General features: G+C 48.5%; 17 protein-coding genes and 1 pseudogene. 10 read left to right on the forward strand and 8 right to left on the reverse strand.

All coding sequences use genetic code 11. From position 1 onward, the window contains the following. Window positions 1-21: 21 nt before the first annotated feature. Window positions 22-1,203, reverse strand: coding sequence for a 7,8-didemethyl-8-hydroxy-5-deazariboflavin synthase subunit CofH (gene cofH / locus D082_RS01385; RefSeq protein ID WP_038529862.1), 1,182 nt, complete (start codon window positions 1,201-1,203; stop codon window positions 22-24). Between the two features lie 126 nt (window positions 1,204-1,329). Further along, window positions 1,330-1,701 carry a glyoxalase/bleomycin resistance/dioxygenase family protein gene (locus D082_RS01390; RefSeq protein ID WP_028946714.1) on the reverse strand — a complete coding sequence of 124 codons (372 nt, stop codon included), beginning with the start codon at window positions 1,699-1,701 and terminating at the stop codon, window positions 1,330-1,332. A 251-nt stretch (window positions 1,702-1,952) separates the two neighbouring features. Here D082_RS01390 and D082_RS01395 point away from each other — a divergent pair, with 251 nt between their 5' ends. Both D082_RS01395 and D082_RS01400 read left to right on the forward strand, forming a co-directional pair. Next, window positions 1,953-3,866, forward strand: a complete 1,914-nt coding sequence (locus tag D082_RS01395; RefSeq protein ID WP_028946713.1) for a hypothetical protein — start codon at window positions 1,953-1,955, stop codon at window positions 3,864-3,866. A gap of 167 nt (window positions 3,867-4,033) precedes the next feature. Beyond that, window positions 4,034-5,101, forward strand: a complete 1,068-nt coding sequence (locus D082_RS01400) for a hypothetical protein (RefSeq protein ID WP_028946712.1) — start codon at window positions 4,034-4,036, stop codon at window positions 5,099-5,101. On the opposite strand, the gene D082_RS01405 is transcribed toward D082_RS01400, so the two are convergent. From D082_RS01405 to D082_RS01415, 3 genes are all read right to left on the reverse strand, one after another. Next, window positions 5,052-5,639 carry a DUF3611 family protein gene (locus D082_RS01405; RefSeq protein ID WP_238546784.1) on the reverse strand — a complete coding sequence of 196 codons (588 nt, stop codon included), beginning with the start codon at window positions 5,637-5,639 and terminating at the stop codon, window positions 5,052-5,054. The two genes, D082_RS01400 and D082_RS01405, sit on opposite strands and share 50 nt — an antisense overlap. A gap of 276 nt (window positions 5,640-5,915) precedes the next feature. Beyond that, entirely contained in the window at window positions 5,916-6,449 is a 534-nt protein-coding gene (locus tag D082_RS01410; protein WP_028946710.1) for an AbfB domain-containing protein, read from the reverse strand. 91 nt (window positions 6,450-6,540) lie between these two features. Further along, on the reverse strand, window positions 6,541-7,083 hold the full coding sequence (locus D082_RS01415; protein ID WP_238546890.1) for an N-acetyltransferase: 543 nt from the start codon (window positions 7,081-7,083) through the stop codon (window positions 6,541-6,543). A 151-nt stretch (window positions 7,084-7,234) separates the two neighbouring features. On the opposite strand from D082_RS01415, the gene D082_RS01420 reads away from it, so the two are divergent. Together D082_RS01420 and D082_RS01425 are read left to right on the forward strand one after the other, a co-directional pair. Continuing rightward, window positions 7,235-8,224, forward strand: a complete 990-nt coding sequence (locus tag D082_RS01420) for an ABC transporter substrate-binding protein (RefSeq protein WP_081857593.1) — start codon at window positions 7,235-7,237, stop codon at window positions 8,222-8,224. A gap of 2 nt (window positions 8,225-8,226) precedes the next feature. After that, window positions 8,227-10,650 carry an ATP-binding protein gene (locus tag D082_RS01425; RefSeq protein WP_028946708.1) on the forward strand — a complete coding sequence of 808 codons (2,424 nt, stop codon included), beginning with the start codon at window positions 8,227-8,229 and terminating at the stop codon, window positions 10,648-10,650. On the opposite strand, the gene D082_RS01430 is transcribed toward D082_RS01425, so the two are convergent. The 3 genes from D082_RS01430 to D082_RS01440 all read right to left on the reverse strand — a co-directional run bounded on the left by D082_RS01430 (window position 10,647) and on the right by D082_RS01440 (window position 13,158). After that, on the reverse strand, window positions 10,647-11,153 hold the full coding sequence (locus tag D082_RS01430) for a pentapeptide repeat-containing protein (RefSeq protein ID WP_028946707.1): 507 nt from the start codon (window positions 11,151-11,153) through the stop codon (window positions 10,647-10,649). The two genes, D082_RS01425 and D082_RS01430, sit on opposite strands and share 4 nt — an antisense overlap. Further along, complete coding sequence (locus D082_RS01435) at window positions 11,150-11,947, reverse strand: hypothetical protein (RefSeq protein ID WP_238546786.1); 798 nt, start codon at window positions 11,945-11,947, stop codon at window positions 11,150-11,152. The genes D082_RS01430 and D082_RS01435 overlap by 4 nt, the downstream gene beginning before the upstream one ends. Window positions 11,948-12,117: 170 nt before the next feature. Beyond that, entirely contained in the window at window positions 12,118-13,158 is a 1,041-nt protein-coding gene (locus D082_RS01440) for a Fe(3+) ABC transporter substrate-binding protein (RefSeq protein WP_028946706.1), read from the reverse strand. A gap of 220 nt (window positions 13,159-13,378) precedes the next feature. Here D082_RS01440 and D082_RS01445 point away from each other — a divergent pair. The 6 genes and pseudogenes from D082_RS01445 to queF all read left to right on the forward strand — a co-directional run bounded on the left by D082_RS01445 (window position 13,379) and on the right by queF (window position 17,450). Next, a pseudogene (locus D082_RS01445) lies at window positions 13,379-14,144 on the forward strand (MotA/TolQ/ExbB proton channel family protein). Window positions 14,145-14,147: 3 nt separating this feature from the next. Continuing rightward, the gene (locus D082_RS01450; protein ID WP_028946705.1) at window positions 14,148-14,591 is read left to right on the forward strand and encodes a biopolymer transporter ExbD; all 444 of its coding nucleotides are present in this window, start codon (window positions 14,148-14,150) and stop codon (window positions 14,589-14,591) included. Then, the gene (locus tag D082_RS01455; RefSeq protein WP_028946704.1) at window positions 14,588-15,040 is read left to right on the forward strand and encodes a biopolymer transporter ExbD; all 453 of its coding nucleotides are present in this window, start codon (window positions 14,588-14,590) and stop codon (window positions 15,038-15,040) included. Before D082_RS01450 ends, D082_RS01455 begins: the two co-directional genes overlap by 4 nt. 89 nt (window positions 15,041-15,129) lie before the next feature. Further along, a complete protein-coding gene (locus D082_RS01460) occupies window positions 15,130-15,516 on the forward strand; it encodes a RidA family protein (protein WP_028946703.1) in 387 nt (128 codons plus the stop codon). A gap of 163 nt (window positions 15,517-15,679) precedes the next feature. Next, complete coding sequence (gene gdhA / locus D082_RS01465; RefSeq protein ID WP_028946702.1) at window positions 15,680-16,966, forward strand: NADP-specific glutamate dehydrogenase; 1,287 nt, start codon at window positions 15,680-15,682, stop codon at window positions 16,964-16,966. A gap of 70 nt (window positions 16,967-17,036) precedes the next feature. Continuing rightward, window positions 17,037-17,450: a preQ(1) synthase gene (gene queF, locus D082_RS01470; protein ID WP_028946701.1), complete on the forward strand. Its 414-nt coding sequence runs from the start codon at window positions 17,037-17,039 to the stop codon at window positions 17,448-17,450. Window positions 17,451-17,461 lie beyond the last annotated feature (11 nt).

The raw sequence follows: 17,461 nt of genomic DNA on the forward strand, positions 1-17,461 counted from the left end.
GCCAACCAAGGTGATTTTGTCTCAGACAATAATCTTTTCCTGTACTGTATTTTTTGGAACAGGCTGATAAAGGGTGGTGCGCTGTTGATGGGGACGACCGGCGGCAATGATAGCATCTTGAAGTTGATCCACTGTCAAGCAGGTTCCTCCCTTGGCACCGGCCATGGTGGTGATATGTTCTTCCATCAGGGTTCCACCCAGATCGTTACAGCCCCAGTTCAACGCAGTGGTGGCCCCCTCTAATCCTAGTTTGACCCAGCTTGGTTGATGATTAACAATCCATTGGCCGAGATATAGCCTGGCGATCGCCGTAATTTGTAGAGCTTGGTTTAAATCTGGTTGGTCCCGGCCTACTCGTTTTCTTAGGCTAGGGGGCGCATTTTCCCCGACAAAGGGCAGAAGAATAAATTCGGTGATACGGGCGGGATAACCTTGGTCCAGACTTGCCTGCTGCCGTTGCCGTAGGCGATCGAGGTGGATGATGATGTCCTCTGGGGTTTCAACGTGGCCGGCCATGAGGGTGCTGGTGGTGGGCAAACCGTGACTGTGGGCTAAACCAACAATGTCCAACCAAGTTTGACTGTCAATTTTTTCGGGACAAATGATGCGCCGCACCGGATCTACTAATACTTCTGCTGCTGTACCGGGTAAAGAATCTAACCCCGCAGATTTCAGCCTGGTCAGAACTTCGCCATAGGTCAACCCATCTTGGCGGGCCATAAATTGGATTTCCTGGGGGGAAAAGCCGTGCAGATGGAGTTGGGAACATTGTCCTTTAATGGTTTCCACCAAATTGACATAGTAGGCCACACTAGAACCGTTAATTTTGGCCTGGGGATTTAGTCCTCCCTGGAGACAAATTTCCGTTGCTCCCTGGGCGATCGCCGCTTTGGTTTTACTGACAATTTCAGATTCGTTGAGCCAGTAGGCTCCCGTTTGTCCGTCATCCCGACGGAAGGCGCAAAAATTGCAATGTTGCTCGCAGATATTGGTGAAGTTAATGTTGCGATTGACTACATAGGTGACCGTTTGCCCCACCAATTGACGTCGTAGGCGATCGCCGTATTGCCGGATTACCTCCCAACCTTCGGGATCGTCACATTGCAAAAGAGTTAAACCCTGCTGGGGGGTCAAATCTTGCAAGGCCAAGGCTTGGGCGGCCAGATCTTCAATCAAGTTAAGGTGAACGGCGGATGAAACCATTGGCCCGTGGGGGGTGGGGGAATTTGGCAATCCTACCCAGTGTAACCCCAGTTTTACCCGATGCCCTTTTTAAAAATTGGCGATCGCCTGGTTAAGTTCAACTTCAAGCTATTTTCTAAACAGGCCCTAGCAACTTTCGTGGAGAATAAGGCGGTTTCCTGCTGGGTCATAAAGATAAATTTCCCTGCCATGGCTGGCATCGATAATGCTGTTTTTAAGAATACTGGGATGGAACTCAGCAATGTTGGCGATCGCCGTGGTTAAATCAGCTACTTCTAAACAAAGGCTAAAGCCACTGGGGTCAGAGCAGGAAAATTCTTGGACGTGGTCTGAGTGGGGAGAAAAAATAGCCAAAGCCATCCCCGGCAAGTGAAACTCAGCATAATGTACAGGGGCGTAGGGATGGGGTTGTTGCTCCAAAAGGCATTGGTAAAAGGCCACCACTTCAGCAAAGTGAACGGTGCCGATGGTTAGAAAAGCTTTTTTGCAGAAAACCATGGCTCTTTGCTCCATTGTCACCATTGCGAATATGGTCAACTTTGACCGGATTTCCACCGCAGAAACAAGTGGGAGAAAGCAGTCTGACCCTAGCCTAGCGCTATCTCTGGGTTAAAATCCTTCCAGGTCAAGTAATGTTAAGATTGACCAGAAAAAATGTGGCTCTAGTTCAGTAACTCAGTTTTGTGTGAACCCGGTTGGCGATCGCCTAGATGGCCAAGGCTAACTAGCTTTCTCCCCTGTAATTGCAGATGAATAAGACCTTTAACTTCCCCGTTGCCCGCTATTTTCAATCTGGCTTGCCACTGCAACGGTTGCCCCTACAGTTTTGGGCTATCTTTCTGATTTTGATGTCGGGGGCGATTGGTTTAGCTTCCACCAATTGGTTGCTGGTATTACCGAAGAGCCCCCAGTGCTCTAGGGTTTTTTGGCCAGTGGCTTCAGCTTCCATGCGGCTTTACTGTGCCCAGTTATCCGCCGAGGAAAAAACCGTTGATGGTCTACTGCGGGCGATTAATCTGTTGGCGGCTTTGCCTAAGGATCATCCCCTGGCGGTGGAGGTGAACCGTAACATTGAAACCTGGGCGACGGAGTTATTAGACTTAGCAGAAGATTATTTTCAGAAAGGACTGTTGGAAGAGGCGATCGCCGCGGCAGAAAAAATTCCCGACCATGTGCAGGCCTATGACTTGGTGGAGGAAAGGATTGCCGCTTGGCGAGGCCTTTGGCAGGAAGGGGAAACCATCTATGCTGAAGTAGAAAATGATCTGCGGAATTCCCGTTGGAACAGTGCCTTTCGCAATGCAGTGCGCCTGTTGAACCTGGATAACACTTTTTGGTCTACCACTAAGTATGACCAAGCCATCCGCAATATTCAAATTGCCCAGGAAGAAAGCAGCAAATTGGATAACGCCTACCGCATTTTGCGCCGGGGAGGTACGGATAATTGGCTCAAGGCGATCGAGGATGCGTCCAAAATTCCCAAAGACAGTTACGCCTACCAAGAGGCCCAGAAATTGATCGCTGAAGCGGTGGACAAACTAACTGGTTCCATAGAAACCATGATTGAGCGCCGGGACTGGCAGACCCTGGGTACTACCTTGGGTCGTTTGCCAGAATCCTATTTTCCTGCCCAGGATTTGAATGATTGGCAAATTCTCGCCACGGCGGGGCAGGAGTCGCAAATGGGGACAGTGGATGGTTTGGGCCTAGCTATCACCACGGCAGAAAAGTTGACGGATAGTAGCCGTCCCTATTACGCTCTGGCCCAGGAGTTAGTCAAGGATTGGCGGCGGGAAGAAACCGCCCTACAACAGTTGGCCCGGGCCCGAAATACTGCCGAAATTGGCACCATTAGCGCCCTCAATGAGGCGATCGCCCAAGCCAAATTAATTACCCCGGATAACCCCCGTCATCAAGAAGCGGCCCGGGACATTGCCAACTGGACAGAGCGAGTACAAGTAGATGAAGATCGCCCCATTCTCCGGCAAGCTAGGCAATTGGCCAGTGCCGGTAACTTGGAACAAGCCATTCAACAAGCTGAACAGATTGCCCCCGGTCGAGCTTTATATTCCGAAGCCCGTCAAAGCATTAACCAATGGCAAGCCACTATCCAGCGCCGCATTGACCAACCTATCCTCGACCAGGCGATCGCCTTGGCCAATGCCCAAAACTATGAGGCGGCCATCAGCACCGCGCGACAGATCGAGGCAAACCGAGCCCTGTCTGGGGAAGCCCGCGGCCAAATCAGCCGTTGGCAAGGGGAAATTAACGCCCAAAATAACCTAAGGCGGGCCCAGGAATTGGCCTCTTCCCGCACCGTTGACTCCCTCAACCAGGCTTTGCAATTGATTAGTCAAGTGCCCCGTAGTACCGATGCCGGCGGCCAACGTTTACAACTAGTTAACAATTGGAGTTACCAGATTTTATCCCTAGCCCAGGAACAGGCCAGGGTGGGTAATTATCAACGGGCCATTAATGCCCTTGAGCAAATCCCCTCCGAGAGTGCGGCCTATGGCAGTGCCCAAAGCTTTTTGCAGGAATGGCGCAGTTTAAGTCAACCATCCCCTGGGCCCATCAGTCCCGTAACGTCCCCCACCCCCCGGGTTGAATCTCCTTTGCCAGCGGAACCGGAATTTCCCCCATTGGCAAGTCCACAAAACTAATCCAAATCAACCTCGGTGATTTTCCACTGCTCCAACTCCATTGTTACCCGACCGCAACGGTAATCCTTCCCCCTTGTGATAGGTTGGTAAGGCTCTGGCAAAATTCCTTGCCTTTAGGCCATTACGTTGCGTTCCCCAAATATTAAACAGACAAAAAGATTAGCTCTATGGTTGACCTTGCGCCTTCCCCCGAAGCCATCACCGCCGCGCTGGAAATTCCCGCTGACATTAACTTCGAATTGCCGGATCCCGCTGACGAGGACATCCAAGAGCATGAATTTCAGCAACAGTTGGAGGATTTTTGGCGACTGTGTGAGCGCTTTGATCTGCAAACCGAAATTTGGCGCGGTCGCATTCTCCGGGCGGTGCGGGACCGGGAAAAAATTGGCGGGGATGGCCGGGGCACTGGTTTTTTAAATTGGCTCAAGCAACGGGAAATTTCTAAAACCCAAGCCTATGCCCTCATTCAATTGGCCAATAGCGCTGACACTTTAATCGCTGAGGGGCAACTAGATCCCGGCTCCATTAACAATTTCAGCAAACGGGCCTTTGTAGAAACGGCCAAAGCTGATCCAGAGGTACAAAAGCTAATCAGTGATGCGGCCCATAACGGCGATCGCATTACCCGGCGGGAAGTAAAACAATTGGCCGATGAATGGACCGCCATGAGTTCGGAACTCTTGCCCGATGTGCTCAAGGAAAAGGCCACCGACGGCACCGTCTCCCCCCGTCACTTGGCCCCTTTGGTAAAGGAACTAGAAAAAGTACCAGCAACCCATTTGCAAGCCCTACAGGAAGAGGCGATCGCCTCCCCCGATGTGGACACTGTCAAATATCTCACCACTTCCGCCCGTAATTTGTCTAAATATTTGGATGCGGCGGCCAAGGTACAAACCCTGAAAGCTTTCCCATTGGATATGGAACTGGCCTTACAGGAAGCTCTACGGTTGGATTGTCTCAACACAGCGGCGGATCTGCTCAAGCAGGCCACCCAATTGGAACAGTCCGTGGGTAAACTGTTCACCACTTGGAAACGTTTGGCCACTCTGTCCGATCGCCTCTATGTGGACACCGGCGCCAGCACTCCCAATTTACGTTCCCTGTTAACGGCCATTGAAGGACTCACCCAGGAAGTGATTGAAGTGCCCCTGGATGAAGAGGGCAACAACACAGTGCGCCTGAGAATTACTTGTTCAGACGATCCAACAGCCAGAGGGACGACAATAAACCAGTGAAATGGGCGATGATGGTGTTGATGTTGGCCTGAATGGCCAGCAAATCCGTCGATTGAACGAAACGATTGGGGTCAGCGGCGGACGCAAAGGTTCCCGGAGGCACACTCAGGGCTTTGCCCAACACAATGCCACTCATGGCGGCCCCACCGATGATAGCGGTGCCCATGCCCACTAGGTTAATGATCAAGCCAATGCGAATCAGTTTGATAATATCTGCCCGCCGGGGATGTTTAGTGGCCTCCGAGTCCTTAAGGTTACGCCCCAAACGACGGTAGCGGGTGGAAAAGAAAATGCCAAAACCTAATAGCACAATGGAAATAAAGGCGGAAAGAATGCCCGCTTCAATACCTGTGGTGCGATTGGGCCCACTCAAACTAAAACCAGCAAACAGAAACGTAACTACGGAAAAAGCGCCAAGGACAATTTGTACCCAAAAGCCGATGTTGCCCCAGGTGGTTAAATCCACGGAGGCCCGCAAGGCAGCCTGGGGAATGGGGTTGGCCAATTCGGTGTCGCGTCGGTTCATGGTGGGGGACATAGGCGTTAACTTGTCCGTATTTTAGCTGTTATCCGCCCTGATCTTGACATTCCTACCCCAGGCATTCTTTTTGAATTTAATTAACAAAGCTATTTCCATTTCTTGTTTATGGTCCAAAATTTATTTCCTTGGGTCGTTTCCTGCACAACCCACCACTGCCGGAGTATTTTGTGCAGGATTTCGCTTTATTTGGTTACCTCAAGGCATTTTCCCAAACTATGGGAGACATGAAATAACGCTACATACCCTAAATTAGGTTAAAAATTGAGAACTATTTTAAGGCACGTCCCTTTGAGTAAAAGTAGCGTCATCTCTGAAAATTGTGCTTTCTGTAAATCCGCTAAATTTATCGAGCCAGAGTTCAAAATTTCGATGTCGAATATAATGCCCCGGATAATTGTTTGATTCAAATGATACTCCCCCTTGGGAATTTAACCCGTTCCTCGGACAGAAAGTTGCATCTTGCCTAAAAAGATCACTGTTTTCATTGGCAGATAAAATTATGCGATAGTTTCTGTGTCTTAGAAAGTAATTTGGAAAGTTTCTAGATTCTAAAGAGATGCAATTGGGATTTGCTAATCCTGTTGTGATGCGAAAACTAGAATCCAATTCATCCAAGCTTGTATTGATAGGTTCAACATAGCCAAGATAGTTCCTATGACGGATAAATCGTTGGGGGGAATTGACTGATTCATAACGAACATAGGGAGTTTGGGCTTGGATTTGCCGAGATCCACCCAAAATAGCTATGGAAGGAATCGCTAAGGTTACTGTCAGTCCAAATATGGAAAGAAAGTGTAAAAGTTTCATTTTATTTACCTTCCATTTAATCTGACAATCTAGGCTAGTTAATTAATACTTAAACCATTTTTTGTGAACCTATTTCCCAGATATATCTCAATTATATCAAGTTTTTTTGCATTACCAAAGCATGGGGAGTAAAACCAAATTTTTCATATAATTTCATTGCCCCTTGGTTATGGGTAAAAACCTGCAAAGCTAATTGCCGATCGCCTCTTTTTTGGCCCCATTGTTGGGCCTGTTGCATCAGAGCGGTGGCAATACCCCGACGGCGGTGGGCCGGCTCCACATAGAGCATAAAAATATGGCCGTGGCGATCGCCTGTTACTTGGTCAATGGCATTCCCTAACCAGAGCCCCGCAATGGGCTGGCAATGAACAATTTTTTTTGTCTGTTCCCCTTGATTTGCCCCAGGTTCTGTTGGGCAAGCCAGATTAATTTGGTCCATCAGTCCCAATGGATCTTCAGTGGTAGAAAAAAGACTATCATGGCTTCCAGGGCTGGAATTTCCTTGGGGCGTTTCCGGTACAACCCACCACAATGGCGATCGCCAAGAAAAATAACTTTCCACCGTTTGGGCCAGATGGCGGAACTCTTCCATCTCCGGAAAAATAGACTGGTAAGTGCGTTTCAAAAAATCCACCAATAACCGTCGGTCTCTGGTCGTCCCCTTATAAAGGCAATAGCCCGGGGGGCTCAACAATGATCTTTCCATAGTTACTGAATAATATTAATTAAATTAACCCCCCATCAAGCAGAATTTGTCGATTTACCCCCATGTGTTCTAGGCCGCTATGAATTATTTTTCTAAAAAATTATTGGGATGTGGATTCATTCTCATCCTAACGGCGATCTGCCTGGTCAGCTTGTACCCAAAACATGGGCTGCAACCCCTCACAGTAGGAATGAACGACTGGCCTGGCTACAACATTATTATCTATGCTGAAGCCAAGGGTTTATTTACCGAAAAAGGCTTGGACGTGGAAATAGTTCATTTTGAAGAACAAAACGATAATTTTCGCGCCACCATGCGGGGCTACCAAGATGCGAGTTTCATCTCCCTTCCCCAGGTGATGCAAATTGACTTTCCCCAAACATCCCCGGAATTTGTTTTAGTTTCTGATGTTTCCGCCGGTTCCGACGGTATCGTGGCCAGGCCAGACTTGAATTTCATCGCTGAAATGACTGGCAAAAAGATTAGTGCCCGATTCGGTAGTCTTTCCCACGTCATCCTACTGGAAGCCCTGTGGGCCAACGGTATAAAGTCGAACGAGGTGGAGATAGTTGATCTAGCCAATGAGGAGGGCCTTGAACAGCTTAAGGAAGGAACCATCGATGCCGCAGTACTCTGGGAACCCGCGTTACACCAGATAGCGAAAGAGATCGGCGGTAATGTTATCTACACCACGGCGGAATTGGACAGCATTATTGTGGATGGTTTAGTGGTTCCATCGGAAATTGCGGAGACCAAGCGAGAGGAATTAATCCGCTTTATTCAGGTCTGGTTCCAAGTCATGGAGGCAGTGGAAACTAATCCCCAAGAAGTTTTTACCGTCGTGGCGGAAAAATTGGATATACCGGTGGAAGTTTTTGCCCGGGGTTTCGAGGGCATGATCCATGGCGATAGAATTTTGAACGAAGAAATGCTGGTTCAAGGACGTTTAAAATCCGTTGTGGGAAGAATTCGCCAACTATTATTAGAAAGTTGCCGTCACGGATTAATTCTCCGCGAAAATGTGCTTGTCAATTCACAACTTTTTTCCCGTGCTGTGCAAAGGTCATAACCATGATTTGGGCCAAATTTTCCGTTAATCAAACCCTGCGCTACCAATTGTTATTGGGTTGTGGGATAGTGCTTTTATTAACCAGCTTAATTACTGCGTTTTTTACTCAAAAAAATCTGCAGAGGGAATCGGAAATAAATAGTATACGCCGGGCCCAAAGATTGACGGAGGGAATCGAATTTGCAGCGGAAGGTTTAATCGAAACTAATGATGTTTATCGACTCAATCGCTTAGTGCAAAACTATGCCGCTTGGCCCCGGGTGGAAGATGTGTCAATTATTGATCCCAATGGCATTATTATTGCCCATAGTAGCGATTTTGGTTCGGTGCGAGGACAAAAATATAGAGAGATTAGTCCCTACTTTTTCCCCCTATTTGAACAGGTTTCCACCAGTGGCATTCCCCAATCTATTAGCACAACCATTGACGGCTATAGCGTAGTTGCCTATGCTTTGCCATTCAGTACCTATTCCTTCCCCCAGGAAACGGAGACCCCCTTAAGTCTCCATAACCGCCGTCGGGGGGTGGCGATCGCCGTTTTAGAACAACGGGAATTGAATCAGGAGGTTAATCGGGCTCTTTTAATCGTGATAATTCCCCTAGTTATAGGTGCTGTGGTAATTCTCCTTTTGGTGAGCTTACTAATACAACACTTTGTTCTATCTCCCCTAGGTAAATTGCGCCTGGCCTTGGTTAATTATGACAATTTTAAGCAGCTTAATTTACCCCCCCTAAGCAATAATGAAATTGGTTTCTTAGGTCATACCTTGGTGCAAACCTTCGATCAATTGGAATTTTATCAGAAGGAAGCCCTGGAAATTGCAGAGCGTAAATATGTGGAAATTGCCCAGCGCTATGAGTTAGCGTCCCAAGCCACCAGAGTTTGGGTATGGGAATATCAACCCCAATTTAACTACCTAGAAGTAGACCCCAAATTAGTTATCTGGTTAGGCTTTGATCCTGCCCCTGACCAGGCAGGAAGGGATTTTTTTATCTATCCTGGCGATCGCCCTTTATTTTGGCAAACCATTGAGCAAAGTTTAATCAATCCAGAGATGGAACTATCGGGAGAACTACGTCTGCAAGCGGCCAATGACGAAATTTATTACTGCCTATTCCGTGGGCAAATTCATCAAGAAGAAGGGGTAGAATTAGTAAGAACTATTGGAACCATTGCTGATATTACAAATATCAAAAAAGCGGAAGAAAAATTAAAGCTTTCCAACATAATTTTGGCTAAAGCTACCCAGCTCAAGGATGAATTTTTGGCCAATATGAGCCACGAATTACGCACTCCCTTGAATTCTATTTTAGGTATGGTGGAAGCCCTGCAAAATCAAATCCATGGCCCATTAAATGACAAGCAAGCCTATTGTTTAGAAGTAGTCAAAAGAAGCGGTACTCATCTACTGTCATTGATCAACGATATTCTCGATCTTTCTAAGATTGAAGCAGGAAAGATGGACCTAGATATAGAATCTACCAATCTAAGTTCCTTGGCTAATCAAAGCCTGAGTTTCGTACAACAGTTTGCTTTACAAAAACAAATTGATTTAGTTTGTAAAATTTCCCCAGATCTGCCCAATGCGATGGTAGATAAACGACGCATTTGTCAAGTTTTAATTAACTTACTTAGTAATGCAATTAAATTCACTCCAGAAGGAGGAAAAGTAACCATAGAAATTAGCCCAGGAGCGGAAAAAAACGAGCAAAATTTCTCTTCTTCCCCTAGCCATTTCCGCATGGTAATTGCAGACACTGGCATTGGCATTCCTCCGGAAAAGTTAGACACTATTTTCGAGCCATTCGTGCAAATCGACGGTACCCTCAATCGTCATTATGATGGCACTGGATTAGGTTTATCTTTGGTAAAAAAAATTGTTGAGCTCCATGGAGGAACGGTGAGCGTCCTCAGTGAGATAGACCGGGGCAGCCAGTTTCTTGTGGTTATTCCGTGCATTTTCGAGGATGGCGGTGAGCAATCCTCCCAAAGCGAGTTCCTAAATGCTCCTAGCCTTAAAACCCTAGTTCGAGCTAGGGTAACTTTATGCAGTGCAAATTCTGCCTATGCCACCACCCTCAGTAGTTATTTTCGGGCGAGGGGCTACCAATTGGAATGGCTCAATTGTCTCTGTCCTACGGAGGTCGAATTAATGCAATTAAGACAATTAACAAATCACTATTGCCATTTATTAGTGATGGATTTGCCCCGGGCTGGGGCAGTGGCGGTGGATAGTTTTGATGACATACGTCGTTTCTTGGGAACAGAGTCTGTGAAAATTATTGTCCTGATCGATCCCATGGATCATGCTGATGGCCGGAGTGTCCAGATGGAAATTGCCGCCGATCGGTTTTTAATTAAGCCAGTGCATTTCCATCGCTTAATGGAAATCATCCGGGAAGAGACTCTGCCCGTTCTCAACTAACGACGGGAGCCATCGGGCATGGTTGTTTCGTCGAATTCTGCCTCTTCCAAATCGGCATCGGTCAAGTTCGCCGCCGTTAAATTGGCCCGGGTCAGGTTGGCTCCCTTCAGGTTCGCTCCGGTTAAATCCACATCCCGCAGAAAACTCCGTTCCAAATTAGCGCCGCTCAAATCTGCCCCGGCCAGATTAGCTTCAGTTAACGCTGCTTCGGTTAAATCCGTTTCACTCAAATTTGCCCCCGCCAGGTTGGCCCGGTCCAACAACGCCCGCCGTAAATTCACCCCGGATAAATTTGCCCCTGACAAATCGGAACGATTCAAGCGAACGTTTTCCAAATCAAACTCCCGCAAATCCGCCCCCGCCAGATTGCAATCAAGACATTCCCCTTTCTCCCGCAATTGTGATAACGGATCAATTTCTTTTCTGGGCTGATTACAAGCCGTCAGAGCCAAGATTCCCAGCAATGGTAATGGTAGGGTTAGGCTGAGTTTTTTGTTATTCATGGCGATCTAAGTTCTTCTAAGGTTTTTTGTTCGGGGGAGAGAAGATAAAACGCATCCCGTCCCGCATTATCACTGACGATGTGGAGAAATTGGGGTGGTTTATCTTGCCGATAGACTTTGTATACCCGCAGTCCTGTATCTCGATAACTCTCACTCAGGCTGAAGCCTTCTGCCTCCAAACGGGCCTGGAGGTCTTGGGTAACGGCTCGGACCGTAGCCCCTGCCAGAAAATGACAGTCGTCTGAGCCATAGCATCCCGATTGAGCTCCTTCTAGGTGAGCAATGCCAGCGATAAGTTCTCTCTTGGGCTTTAGGACGGGGGAGGGTTCAATAGTTTTAACCTCACTCTCAACCTCCTGTCCTTGGTCAGGGCTGGGTTCTGGAACTGATGCAGGCTCAATCCCATTGTCCTCCTGCTTTGGATTCGGCTGGTTCTGGGGTGCTCTTACGGCTTTGGGGGAGGCTTTCGATGGGGCAGTGGTTTGGGGGCGGAATGGTGGCGGTGCTACAACTTCAGGCGCTACTTCGGGAACAGATTGAGGCGCAGGAGGGAGAGACGCTAAAGCTTGGGGAGATTTCCTTGGCGGAGGTTCGGCCCTGGGGGCCGGTGTCACTAGGTCGGCGAGGGGAACTGTGGCGATCGCCTCGGAAGCAGAATCCTTCGATGGGGGGGGGAGAGGCTCCAACTCCGCTGCTGGGGGAGGTAAGGGCAACCATAATAACCCTCCATGGATGACAGACGCACAGACAAAGGCTAGGGGAAATTGTAACTGATGCCAGGAGGGTAGCCACATGGAGTCCAAAAAGGGGAAGAAACAATGACCGGCAACAAAAACACCGCACCCTTAATGGTTTGAGCACGGCGTTCGATCCTGCCAAAACAATATCGTGTTCTGACACCTATATGCAATTTATATGCAATAACTGGAGAAAAAATTTGGGCAATTGTCCAATTTTCTTTGCATTACTGCCAGCCAACTTCATTCATCAAACGAGCTGAATCGGGTTGGTAACGTCCCAGGTTAGCAACATTGAGGGGGTCTCCTTTTAGTTGGCCATGGCTGGCGAGCACAGGATCAATGGGTACTCCCGGAATCACTGGATACTCATTGTTGCCCTCGGCAAAATAACGTTGGGCATCATCGCTGGCCAGATATTCCAGGAAGGCGATCGCCGCGTCCCGATTAGGAGCATTTTTCAGCACCCCAGCCCCACTGACATTGACATGGGTTCCCCGCTCTCCCGGGCCAGTGTTAGGGAAGAAAAGGCTGACTTTTTCCACCACTTCTTGATCGGCGGGATCGGTGGATTTTTGCAGGCGGATATAGTAGTAGCTGTTGGCGATCGCCACATCTCCAATCCCAGCGGCAATAGCGCGAATTTGTGCTGTGTCATTACCCTCCGGTTGCCGAGCAAAGTTACCCACCAAGCCTTGTAACCAGCGGCGGGTTTCTGGCTCCCCATGGATGGCAATGCGGGAAGCGGTTAGGGAAAGGTTATACACATTACTAGAGGGACGTACCAGGATTTTTCCCCGCCATTGGGGATCCGCCAAGGCCTCGTAGGTGGAGAGATCCGCTGGATTGACCCGGTCGCGACTGTAATACAACACCCGGGCTCTCTGGGTGAAGCCATACCATAGCCCATCGGGATGGCGCAGATTTTCGGGAATGCGCTCATTCAGCTTGGCGCTACGCACCGGTTGGAAAAGTCCCGCCTGTTCCGCCCGCCATAACATACCGGCATCTACAGTGAATAAAATATCCCCCGGACTATTAGCCCCTTCACTTTGGATGCGCTCAATCAGTTCTTCGGCACTGGCCTCGATTAGGTTAACCTCTCCAAAGGCATCATAGAGTGCATCATCGGTGTTGTAATGCCGTGAAGAATAGAGGTTAATGGTGCGGGACTGGGCAGAAGCCCGCCGGGGCAAATTCGCTACCACTAGGGCGGTGAGGGCCGTGCCTCCCACAAAAAAGGTCCGCCGGGAAATCTTAGTTGTCATCGAAGTCTAGGGCAATGGATAGTGGGCAATTTAAAATGAAAGTAATAAATAATGCAGGCTCAATCCAGTTCCATTAACCTGAACTAGGCCCCATGTCTGGGCTCATTTGGCTAGTTATAGGCAGCCCGACGGGCATCTGGAGTGGATCGGCTTCAGATTATCTGAGTTATCGATTTTATTGCAAATTAAATGCAATAATTCATAAATTATTGAAGCACTTGTGCTGGATAATTGCAAGAGATTACTATTTAGAAAATTTCCCCTATTTTCTGTCCATGCCCCCATTCCCCCTGTTTTTGACTCAAACCCCGCGACTACTCGATGAGTTTCTTAAGGGGGGGGCAGTGATGTTTCCTTTGTTACTGCTGTCCATCCTTGCCCTCACCACTGCCCTAGAAAGAGGTTGGTTTTGGAGTCGCTTACTTATTCAAGAAGACCGGGTTGTGCGGGACGTCCTCGATGCGGCGGTTGAGGATTTGGCAAAAGCTCGGAAAATCGCTGAATATGCCCAACATTTAGCTATTGGCCGTTTTCTTCTGGCCCCCTTAAAGCTCCGTCACCCCAGTCCAGAAACTTTCCGTTTGGCCATGGAAGCCACCGCCGATAAAGAATTTGCCCGAATGCGACGGGGCGATAAACTCCTGGAAACCATTATTGCCTTAGCCCCCCTCCTGGGCTTATTGGGCACCGTAACGGGCTTAATTCGTACTTTCAACAATCTCAATATCGGAGGTGGAGGCTCCAGTGCGGAGGCCACCCAGGCCGCCTCGGGTATTGGAGAAGCACTGATTACCACCGCAGCGGGGATGATGGTGGCGATTTTTGCCCTATTAGTATTTAGGGTTTTGGTCAGTTTACAATCCCAACAAATGGATTATTTTGCCGCAGTGGGCAGTGAATTAGAACTTATTTACCGTGAAGTCTGGTACGAACCCCATCACCCAATGCCCAATTTATTAAAGACGGCTAGAATTGCTGAGCCATAACCAATGAAAAGTCGAGTCAGGGGGGGGAGGACTCCAGGGATTAATTTAGTACCGATGATTGATGTTTTGATGTCGGTATTAACTTTTTTTGTAATTTTAACCATGTCTTTGACTGGTAGAGTTATTGCTGATCTGGAACCACCGGAGAGCGCAGGCGGTTTGGCCAAAGAAGGGGAATCATCTCCCCAAACAAAGATTATGGCCCCTGGTTTAGATGTGGGCTTAAATCGTCAGGGTGACGTTTTGATAGGAGGTAATATTGTCGAAAGAGATAAATTGTTAGCGACGATCGCCACCTTTTTGGCGGCCCATCCCCAGGGTGAGGTGAGGTTAACAGTGGACGGACAGTTGAATTATCGTCAAGTGGATGATTTGTTAGTTCAAATGGTGGAAATTGGCGGCGATCGGGTCCTCTTGGTAGTCCGTAAATCAGACCCAGGGCTATGAAATTTAGACACCGACAAGACTGGGACAAATTACCAGAACTAGAAATCACCCCGATGCTCAATGTGATGTTGGTGGTGCTGGCCTTTTTTGTAGCCGTTGCCGCTAACCTAGCGGAAGAGGGGGCGTCTTTGCTAGTTCGTTTACCCCAAGGCTCTGAAACTGCGGAGGTTCAACCTGCCGAGGTGCCATTGGATAAATCGGAAGAGGTGGAATTTCTTCAAGTGGTGTTACACCAAGGGGGAAAACTCTCGGTGAATGATCGCCCTGTGGAAAAAGCTCAACTTCTACAGCAGTTACCCAGCTATTTACAACATTCCCCCCAGCGTTACGTTTATCTGCGGGTGTCAGGGGACGTTCCCTATCAAAGTGCCATCGAAATTCTCTCTAGCCTGAGGGAAGTTGGTGGCGATCGGGTTTCCCTCTTAATTGGTGCTGGGGCCACGCCTTGAACATCGATGGAGGCAATGATCAATATCAGTCGACATTAATGGTTGAATGGGACATAAAGTCCCCGTAGCTAATTGCCCACAACTAAGCAATGCAAATTATTAACACTGCCCAAGCTCCCGCCCCCGTTGGCCCCTATAATCAGGCGATCGCCGCCAATGGTTTTCTTTTTACCGCCGGCCAAATTGCCCTGGATCCTCAAACCATGACAGTTATGGGAACGGGAGATGTAGAAGCCCAAGCCCAACAGGTAATGACCAATTTAGAAGCAGTGCTGAAGGAGGCAGGTTGTGGTTGGGAAAATGTGGTTAAAACTACGGTATTTATCAAAGATATGAACGATTTCGCCAAAGTTAACGCCATCTATGGCCAATATTTTAATGAGGCTACGGCCCCAGCCCGTAGTTGCGTGGAAGTAGCTCGCCTACCGAAAGATGTATTAGTGGAAATCGATTGTGTCGCTGTGTTACCAACCTAGGGCAATGCCCGCTATGGCCCCAGGCTCCATGCTCTAATGGAACTATTGATCAAACAAAGATCAAATCACAATCAAATAAATTCGTTGACCGTCAGGGCTAGCCTATGGCAAATGTTGCCCAACGCCAGTGGCGGCCCACCCCCATGTTCCAGGAGTAGTAATTATGGCTGGATCCCTCTTTACCGATGCTAGTAAGCGTCTAGAAAAGGCCCTGAAATATGTGGCCATTTCCGATGATGCCGGGGAAAGGCTGAAATATCCCAAAACCAGCCTCAGTGTTTCCATTCCAGTGCGGATGGACGATGGTTCCCTAAAGATTTTTCCTGGTTACCGGGTACGCTACGACGACACCAGGGGCCCCGGCAAAGGGGGTGTGCGCTATCACCCCAACGTCACCATGGACGAGGTGCAATCCCTGGCCTTTTGGATGACCTTTAAATGTGCCCTGTTAAACCTGCCCTTCGGAGGAGCTAAGGGGGGCATCACCCTCAATCCCAAAGAACTCAGCCGAGCGGAATTGGAGCGTTTAAGTCGGGGTTACATTGAGGCAATCGCCGATTTTATTGGGCCGGACATCGACATTTTGGCCCCGGACGTTTACACCAACGAAATGATGATGGGCTGGATGATGGACCAATACAGCATCATTCGCCGCAAAATTAGTCCCGCCGTTGTCACCGGCAAACCCGTCACCATGGGGGGAAGCCAGGGTCGCAACACCGCCACCGGTACTGGAGCTTTTTACATCATGCAGGGTATGCTGCCCAAGTTTGACCAATATCCCGAAAATACCACCGTCGCCGTCCAGGGTTTTGGTAATGCGGGTATGGTTGTGGCAGAATGTTTATACCAAGATGGTTACAAAGTGGTGGCGATCAGTGATTCCCAAGGGGGTATCTATAACGAACAGGGCATCGATATTCCTGCTGTCATCGACTATAAACAACGGCACCGCACTTTGGCGGGTATGTACTGTGACCAAGCCATCTGTAATTTGGGGGAAAATCAACAACTAAGTAATGCTGAGTTATTGGCCCTGGATGTGGACGTGCTAATTCCCGCCGCCTTGGAAAATCAAATTACCAGCGACAATGCAGACCGGGTCAGGGCCCGCTACATTTTTGAAGTTGCCAATGGCCCCACCACCACTGCCGCCGATGATATTTTGGCCAGCAAAGGCATATACGTTTTTCCCGATATTTTAGTTAATGCTGGGGGAGTGACGGTGAGCTACTTTGAATGGGTGCAAAACCGCAGTGGGCTTTATTGGAGTGCTAAAGAAGTGAACGATCGCCTCAAGGAAAAAATGGTGGAGGAAGCGGAAAAAGTTTGGCAGATCACCCAAGACTTGGAAGTGAATGTACGGACTGCGGCCTATATCCACGCCCTCAACCGTTTGAGCGAAGCCATGGATGCCAAAGGAACTAGAGACTATTACCAGGACAGCTAGAAAAATCTGAAATAATAGGAATACTGTTTTTCTTCTACTTCCTAATCCCGTCCATTTTTTACTGTTCACTATGGCCGACACTGCAATTACCACCAGCGACAACATTGAAAAATATGGCGAGCGCGAAATTCGGGATGCCCAACTGATCACTTTCCCCAATCCCCGTCCCGGCCGTCGTTACGATGTGCACATCACCCTACCGGAATTTACCTGTAAATGTCCCTTTTCCGGTTACCCGGATTTTGCCACCCTGTATTTAACCTATTGCCCTGACCAGAAGGTGGTAGAACTAAAATCCATTAAGCTTTACATTAACAGTTACCGCGATCGCCATATTCCCCACGAAGAAGTAACCAATCAGATTTTGGATGATTTTGTGGCGGTGGCCAATCCTTTGTACGCTAGACTAAAAGCTGATTTTAACCCCCGGGGCAATGTCCATACGGTGATTGAAGTGGAATATCACCAGGAAAAAGATAGTTAAAAATAACTAAT

It is taken from the genome of Synechocystis sp. PCC 6714, from assembly GCF_000478825.2.
Lineage (GTDB): Bacteria > Cyanobacteriota > Cyanobacteriia > Cyanobacteriales > Microcystaceae > Synechocystis.